We start from the raw sequence: 6,528 nt of genomic DNA on the forward strand, positions 1-6,528 counted from the left end.
TCGGCGCTGGTCGGCCTGGGCCGGCTTGCCCTGCCGGCATGGGCCGGTCCTGCGACCGGCTGGGTGCAGCTGGCGATCTGGGCCTGGCTGCCCCTGTATCTCCTGCTCATGCAAAAACGCGTCTATGCACAGGGCTGGTTCACCACGCTGCTCAAATACGCTTTCGTGGGCCTGTGCTACAGCATCTTGATGTCCTTCGCGGTCGCCTCCGCGGCCCTGATCGGACTGGCCGCCTGAGCACGGTCCCGCACCGCTGTCCGCCAAAGCCTTGTATGGACTAGCATTGTCCGAAGGGGCCCGGATCGGACCCCTTCAGGTGCCGGGCAAGTCGGATGAAGAACCTGTCAGGGCAGGCATTTGGCTTGCGGTCGGATCAAGGTTGTGCACAGTGCACCGGGGACCAGCGCAAGGGCTTGATAAGTACGGGAACATCCGCGAACCCGCCCCATGGCTTGAATTCAACTTGTTGTTATTAAAGAACAATTTAAGATTGATTAAAGAGTCACCAATCCGTGGAAGAGCAGCCGTCATGCGGTCCGGAGGCAATGATCCCATCTGCGTCCACAGACTTATCCACATGTTTTGTGGATAACCGTGAAAACCACATGACTACGGTTACTTAGCATCCATTCCGAAGAAAAGTGTGAACTGTACCGTGTAGATCCATGCAGCCCGCCGGACCCCTTGCCAGGTACGTACAACACGATCCCCGGCTACACTTCGTTGCATGCCCGCCATCGTGCGCATCGCCCTGCCGGTCCCCTTGCCGCGCCTGTTTGACTACCTGCCTCCGGAAGGAGCGGTGGCGGAAGCTGGTGCTCGCGTGCTGGTGCCCTTTGGTCGTGGCAAACGCGTGGGCATCGTGGTTGCGCATGCCGCCTCCAGCTCGCTCCCTGCGGCCCAGCTCAAACGTGTGCTGCGCGTTCTTGACCCGTTTCCACTGCTGCACGGCGAACTGCTCGAAAACCTGCTGTGGGCGGCGGACTATTGGCTCGGAGCACCCGGGGATGCCTGCGTCAATGCCCTGCCGACGGCGCTGCGTCAAGCCTCGCCGCTGCCGGAACTGGGCATGGAAGCCTGGTCGCTGACCGATCCGGGCCGGGTCGCGCTGGAGGATGGATCGCGACGCGGTGGCAGCCTGGCACTGATGCAGGCCCTGTCCGATGGCCAGCGCACAGCGGACGAACTCGACCCGTACCTGCCGCGCTGGCGCGAGGCGGGGCGCCGGCTGCTCAAGGCCGGCCTGGTGTCGCGCGAGCAGGTGCCTGCTCCAGCATCGGCGACGTCCACGGAATCCGCGCCAACTCTGCATCCCGAGCAGCGCCAGGCGGTCGATGCCGTGGCTGGCCACATGGGCTCATTCCAGCCGTTCCTGCTGCATGGCATAACCGGAAGCGGCAAAACCGAAGTCTACCTGGCGCTGATTGAAAAAGCGCTGGCCGCCGGCCGCCAGAGCCTGCTTCTGGTGCCGGAAATCGGTCTGGCACCGCAGGCCGTATCGCGACTGCGCGCGCGTCTGGGGGTCGCGGTCGATGTGTTGCATTCCAACCTTGCCGAGGGCGCACGGGCGCGTGCCTGGCTGCGTGCGCGCAGCGGAGAAGCGATGGTGATCCTGGGGACACGCTCGGCCGTATTCACACCGCTGCCCAAAGCCGGCCTGATCGTGGTCGACGAGGAACACGACAGCGCGTACAAGCAGCAGGACGGGTTCCGCTACAACGCCCGCGACCTGGCGATCAAGCGCGCGCGAAGTCTGGGCGTGCCGGTCGTACTGGGGTCGGCCACGCCATCACTGGAAACCCTGGCCAACGTCGAGGCCGGCCGCTATCTGCGCATGTCCCTGCGCGAGCGCACCGGCACGCACGTCAAGCCACCAAAGGCCGAACTGGTCGATGTCCGTGGTCAGCGACTCGAGCAGGGACTGTCCAACCCGCTGTTGCATGCACTTGACGCCTGCATGGCGCGCGGCGAACAGGCGCTGATCTTTCGCAACCGTCGCGGGTATTCGCCGGTACTGATGTGTCATGCCTGTGGCTGGCATGCGGAATGCCCGCGCTGCGAAAAACCGCTGGCGCTGCACCGTGGTCGTGGCCGCCTGCTGTGCCACCATTGCGGCCTGGAACAGCGCGTGCCGAGCGCATGCCCAGCTTGTGATGCCGACGGACTGAAACCGCAGGGCTACGGCACCGAACGTCTGGAGGAAGCCCTCAAGGCCCGTTATGCGCCTTTTCCCGTCCTGCGCATCGACCGCGAGACCACCCGCCGCCGGGATGCCTTCGAGAACCTGCTTGCGGAGCTGGAGGATGGCCGTCCTGCAATCCTGGTCGGCACCCAGATGCTGGCCAAGGGTCACGACCTTCCCAATCTCACTCTGGTGGCCATCACCAGCATCGACGAAGGCCTGCACAGTCTCGATTTTCGTGCCGGCGAACGCCTGGCGCAGCTGATTGTGCAGGTCGCCGGCCGGGCCGGGCGTGCGGCCCGGCCGGGACGCGTGCTGCTGCAGACCCATCAGCCCGAACACCCCTTGCTGCAGGGCCTGCTGCACCGCGGCTACGCCGCCACCTGCGCGCTGATGCTCGACGAACGACGCGCACTGCAACTGCCCCCGTATGCCTACCAGGCGCTGCTGCGGACCGATGCCCGCAAGCGCGAGTCCGTCGATGGTTTCCTGTCCGACGCGTTTCGGGCACTGCCCATGGATGATGCGCTGCGCACACCCGGACCGATGCCGGCGCCGATGCCACTGCGTGCCGGACGCCACCGGGGCCAGTTGTTGCTTGAGTCCGACAGCCGAGCTCGATTCCACCCTGTCCTGCGCGCCTGGCGTGAAGCCCTGGCCGCGCTGCCATCGGCACGCCGGGTTCGCTGGTCGATTGATGTCGATCCGGTTGATTTGTACTGAATCGCGCCACACCTTTATGCTGCAAGGCGAGCATTTCCTCCCCTCCCAGCTAATACAGGACAACCATGGCCTCCCAGCTCGAACAACTGCGCGAGATGACCACCGTGGTCGCCGATACCGGCGAGATCGACGCCATCGAGCGCTACAAGCCCGTCGACGCCACCACCAACCCATCGCTGCTGCTCAAGGCCGCCAGCAAGGATGCCTACAAGGATCTGATCGACGGCGCCCTGGAATGGGCCCGGAGCCAGAGCAACGATCATGACCAGCAGATCGTCGATGCCTGCGATCGACTGGCGGTGGATGCCGGTCGCAAGATCCTCGAATTGGTCCCTGGTCGAGTCTCCACCGAAGTCGACTCGCGGCTGTCATTCGACACCGAGGCCACCATGGCCAAGGCGCGCCGCCTGGTCGGCATGTACGACGAAGCCGGCATCGGAACCGATCGCCTGCTGATCAAGATCGCCTCCACCTGGGAAGGCATCCGCGCCGCCGAACAGCTCGAGCGCGACGGGATCAACTGCAACATGACGCTGCTGTTCGCCTTCGAGCAGGCCGTGGCCGCCGCAGACGCCGGCGCCTTCCTGATCTCGCCTTTCGTCGGACGCATCTACGACTGGTACGTCGCCCACACGGATCACGATGACTACGGCCCCGAGGATGATCCTGGCGTGCAATCGGTACGCAAGATCTACTCCTGGTACAAGGCCCACGGCTTCGAAACGGTGATCATGGGAGCCAGTTTCCGCAACCCGGGCCAGATTCGCGCCCTTGCTGGCTGTGATCGTCTGACCATCAGTCCCGACCTGCTGGACCAACTCGAGCAGACCGACGCGGAGTTGCCGCGCAAGCTCGAGGATGACGGCAGCCGCAAGGACCGCACCGGCGCAATGGACGAGAATGCCTTCCGCTGGGGCATGAACGAGGACGCCATGGCCACCGAGAAGCTCGCCGAAGGCATCCGCCGCTTCGCCGAGGACCAGGTCAAGCTGGAGAAGTTGCTGGGCGCGCGCCTGTGAACCCAAGCGCGGCTGCCTCCAGTTCCGGCTTGCATCGCACATCGCAAGAACCCGGCCTGGCACCGGGGACAAGCTCCGCCCACCGGACGCACATGATGGAAACGGCTCCCCACCGGGAGCCGTTTTTTTGGGACCTTTCCAATCATGCTTTTTTCAGCTCGTGATGACGCGTCGCCCGCTGCCCGCGCACCGCGCCATACAACCCCCATCAACAGCACGGTCAAACCCCTTGACGTGCCGCGCCCGCGCGAACAAGGAATCGATGAGGCCACCGGGATACGACAGCTCCCTGGCCGTGGCACGCGAACATGCAAAGGCACATCCGCAAGCGGACTCGAGTCCCGGGGAACCCATGACGCCGCGCAGTAGCCGGATGCCGTGAGCAAAAAAACGGCCCCGCGTGCGGAGCCGTTTTTCGTGGTCGGAAGGTTCCGGGAAAATCAGGCGGCAAACACGCCACGCATTTTCTTCATCGCCGCCGACTCGATCTGGCGAATGCGCTCGGCGGAAACGCTGTACTCGTCAGCCAGATCCTGCAAGGTGGTCTTGTCGTCGGTCAACCAGCGTCGCTGGATGATGTCACGCGAACGCTGGTCCAGATTACCAAGCGCCTCGGACAGGATGTCGTGGCGGGTCTCGGCCTGACTGGAATCGGCTACGTTCTGGTAGGGATCCGCATTGTCATCGATCAGGAACGTAGCCGGGGAAGGACGTGCATCGTCATCTGCGTCAACCGGGGCATCGAAACCCACGTCACGACCGGACAGACGCGATTCCATCTCCAGTACGGTCTTTTCGGGCACGCCGAGCTCCTTGGCCACGGTCCTGACCTCGCCAGCATTCATCCAGCCCAGGCGCTTCTTGTTTTTGCGCAGGTTGAAGAACAACTTGCGCTGCGCCTTGGTGGTCGCGACCTTCACGATGCGCCAGTTCTTGAGGATGAACTCGTGCATCTCGGCACGGATCCAGTGCACCGCGAAACTGACCAGACGCACGCCATGATCGGGGTCGAAACGCTTGACCGCCTTCATCAGGCCGATGTTGCCTTCCTGGATCAGGTCGGCCAGCTGCAATCCGTAGCCCGAATAACCCCGCGCCACGTGCACCACGAAACGCAGGTGGGCGGCAATCAGCTGCTTGGCCGCACCGAGATCCTCGTGCGCATGATAATCGCGGGCCAGCTGCTGCTCGTCCTCGGCACTGAGCACCGGAATGCGATGCACGGCGGAAATATACGCGTCGAGGCTGCCCGCGACGCTCGGAATGGGCAGATTGTTGGCAACCAGGGACTGGCTCATGAATCGAAACCTCCAAAACAGGTATAGATTTTAGCACTCTGATAGTTGGAGTGCTAAAGGCCGCGACAAGTTCCCGCGGTCATAACTGTACTATATGGTACACCATATGCAAGAGCCGTCAATCGCCCCGCCAGTCTTGCATGGTGCGGGCCGGGGGCAGCGACCAGTCCAGCGGGGACATACCGCGCGCTTGCAGAAAGGCCTGGGTCTGTGAAAAGTGGCCACAGCCCAGAAATCCGCGATGCGCCGACAACGGCGAGGGGTGGGTGGTGCGCAGTATGGCGTGGCGACGACCGTCGATCAGGCCTGCCTTCGCGCCCGCATGACTCCCCCAGAGCAGAAACACCAGACCTTCGCGCTCCTCACTCAGGCAGCGGATGACGGTGTCGGTAAAGCCTTCCCAGCCCATCCCCCGGTGGGATGCCGCACGTCCGCGCTCGACCGTGAGCACGGTGTTGAGCAGCAGTACGCCACGGTCGGCCCAGGGCGTCAGGCACCCATGGTCCGGGCGCGCAATGCCCAGGTCGCGCTCGATCTCCTTGAAGATGTTCTGCAGTGACGGTGGCACCGGCACGTCCGGGCGCACCGAGAAACACAGGCCATGCGCCTGGCCCGGACCGTGGTACGGATCCTGCCCCAGGATGACCACCTTCACCTGCTCGAACGGGGTGTGCTCGAAGGCGGCAAAGATCTCCGGGCCGGGCGGGTAGATCGCCTTTCCATCGCGCTTCTGCGCACGCAGGAAATCCGCCAGTTCGCGCATGTCCTTGCGCTCGAAGTAATCACCGACACGGTCTTTCCAGGAAGCCTCCAGATGGAGTGGATGTCCGGCCATGACCCGTGCTCAGCCCGGATTGGCGCGCGCGCGCAGGTGCCGCGACACGCGCAGCTGGAACAGCAGCTTGGTGATCAGCAAACGTTCCTCGACCGGCTTGACCACCAGATCGTTGGCCCCCGCTTGAATCAGCTTGGCCTGGTTTTCGGGGTTGTCGTCGCCGGTCATCACCAGTACCGGCAGCTGGCCCTTGCCATAGCCGTATGCGGTGCGGATCTCGCGCAGCAGGTCACCACCGGTCAAATCGCCCTTCAGGGTCACGTCGGTGAGCACTACGTCGGCACCGACACAGCCCTGCACGCGCGCGGTCTCGAGTCGCGCCAGGGCATCTTCCACGCTGATGTCGTGCAGTACCGTGAGGCCATGTTTCTCCATCATGCGGCGGGTGGCCAGGGCGACCACCCTGCTGTCCTCGATGTACAACACCTCGCCCTGGGCCTGGTCATCCGGGTGCACATAGCCGCGGATGAA

Annotated in this window: 5 protein-coding genes and 1 pseudogene; 3 read left to right on the plus strand and 3 right to left on the minus strand. The window is 63.9% G+C overall.

All coding sequences use genetic code 11. The annotated features are described in order from the left end of the window. The 3 genes and pseudogenes from PF446_RS08270 to tal all read left to right on the plus strand — a co-directional run. Positions 1–237 (plus strand): annotated as a pseudogene (locus PF446_RS08270) (hypothetical protein); the annotation flags it as partial. Positions 238–727: 490 nt separating this feature from the next. After that, the gene (locus PF446_RS08275; protein ID WP_298070958.1) at positions 728–2,905 is read left to right on the plus strand and encodes a primosomal protein N'; all 2,178 of its coding nucleotides are present in this window, start codon (positions 728–730) and stop codon (positions 2,903–2,905) included. A gap of 65 nt (positions 2,906–2,970) precedes the next feature. After that, the gene (tal, locus tag PF446_RS08280) at positions 2,971–3,924 is read left to right on the plus strand and encodes a transaldolase (protein ID WP_298070959.1); all 954 of its coding nucleotides are present in this window, start codon (positions 2,971–2,973) and stop codon (positions 3,922–3,924) included. A 440-nt stretch (positions 3,925–4,364) separates the two neighbouring features. Here the strand turns inward: tal and rpoH are convergent, their stop codons facing one another. The 3 genes from rpoH to PF446_RS08295 form a co-directional block, all read right to left on the minus strand. Next, positions 4,365–5,222, minus strand: coding sequence for an RNA polymerase sigma factor RpoH (rpoH, locus tag PF446_RS08285; RefSeq protein ID WP_298070960.1), 858 nt, complete (start codon positions 5,220–5,222; stop codon positions 4,365–4,367). A gap of 118 nt (positions 5,223–5,340) precedes the next feature. Next, positions 5,341–6,057, minus strand: coding sequence for a uracil-DNA glycosylase (ung, locus tag PF446_RS08290; RefSeq protein ID WP_298070962.1), 717 nt, complete (start codon positions 6,055–6,057; stop codon positions 5,341–5,343). A gap of 9 nt (positions 6,058–6,066) precedes the next feature. Continuing rightward, on the minus strand, positions 6,067–6,528 hold a 462-nt coding region (locus tag PF446_RS08295; RefSeq protein ID WP_298070964.1), incomplete at its 5' end, for a response regulator.

This window comes from Oleiagrimonas sp., assembly GCF_027858935.1.
In the GTDB taxonomy this organism is placed as follows: domain Bacteria; phylum Pseudomonadota; class Gammaproteobacteria; order Xanthomonadales; family Rhodanobacteraceae; genus Oleiagrimonas.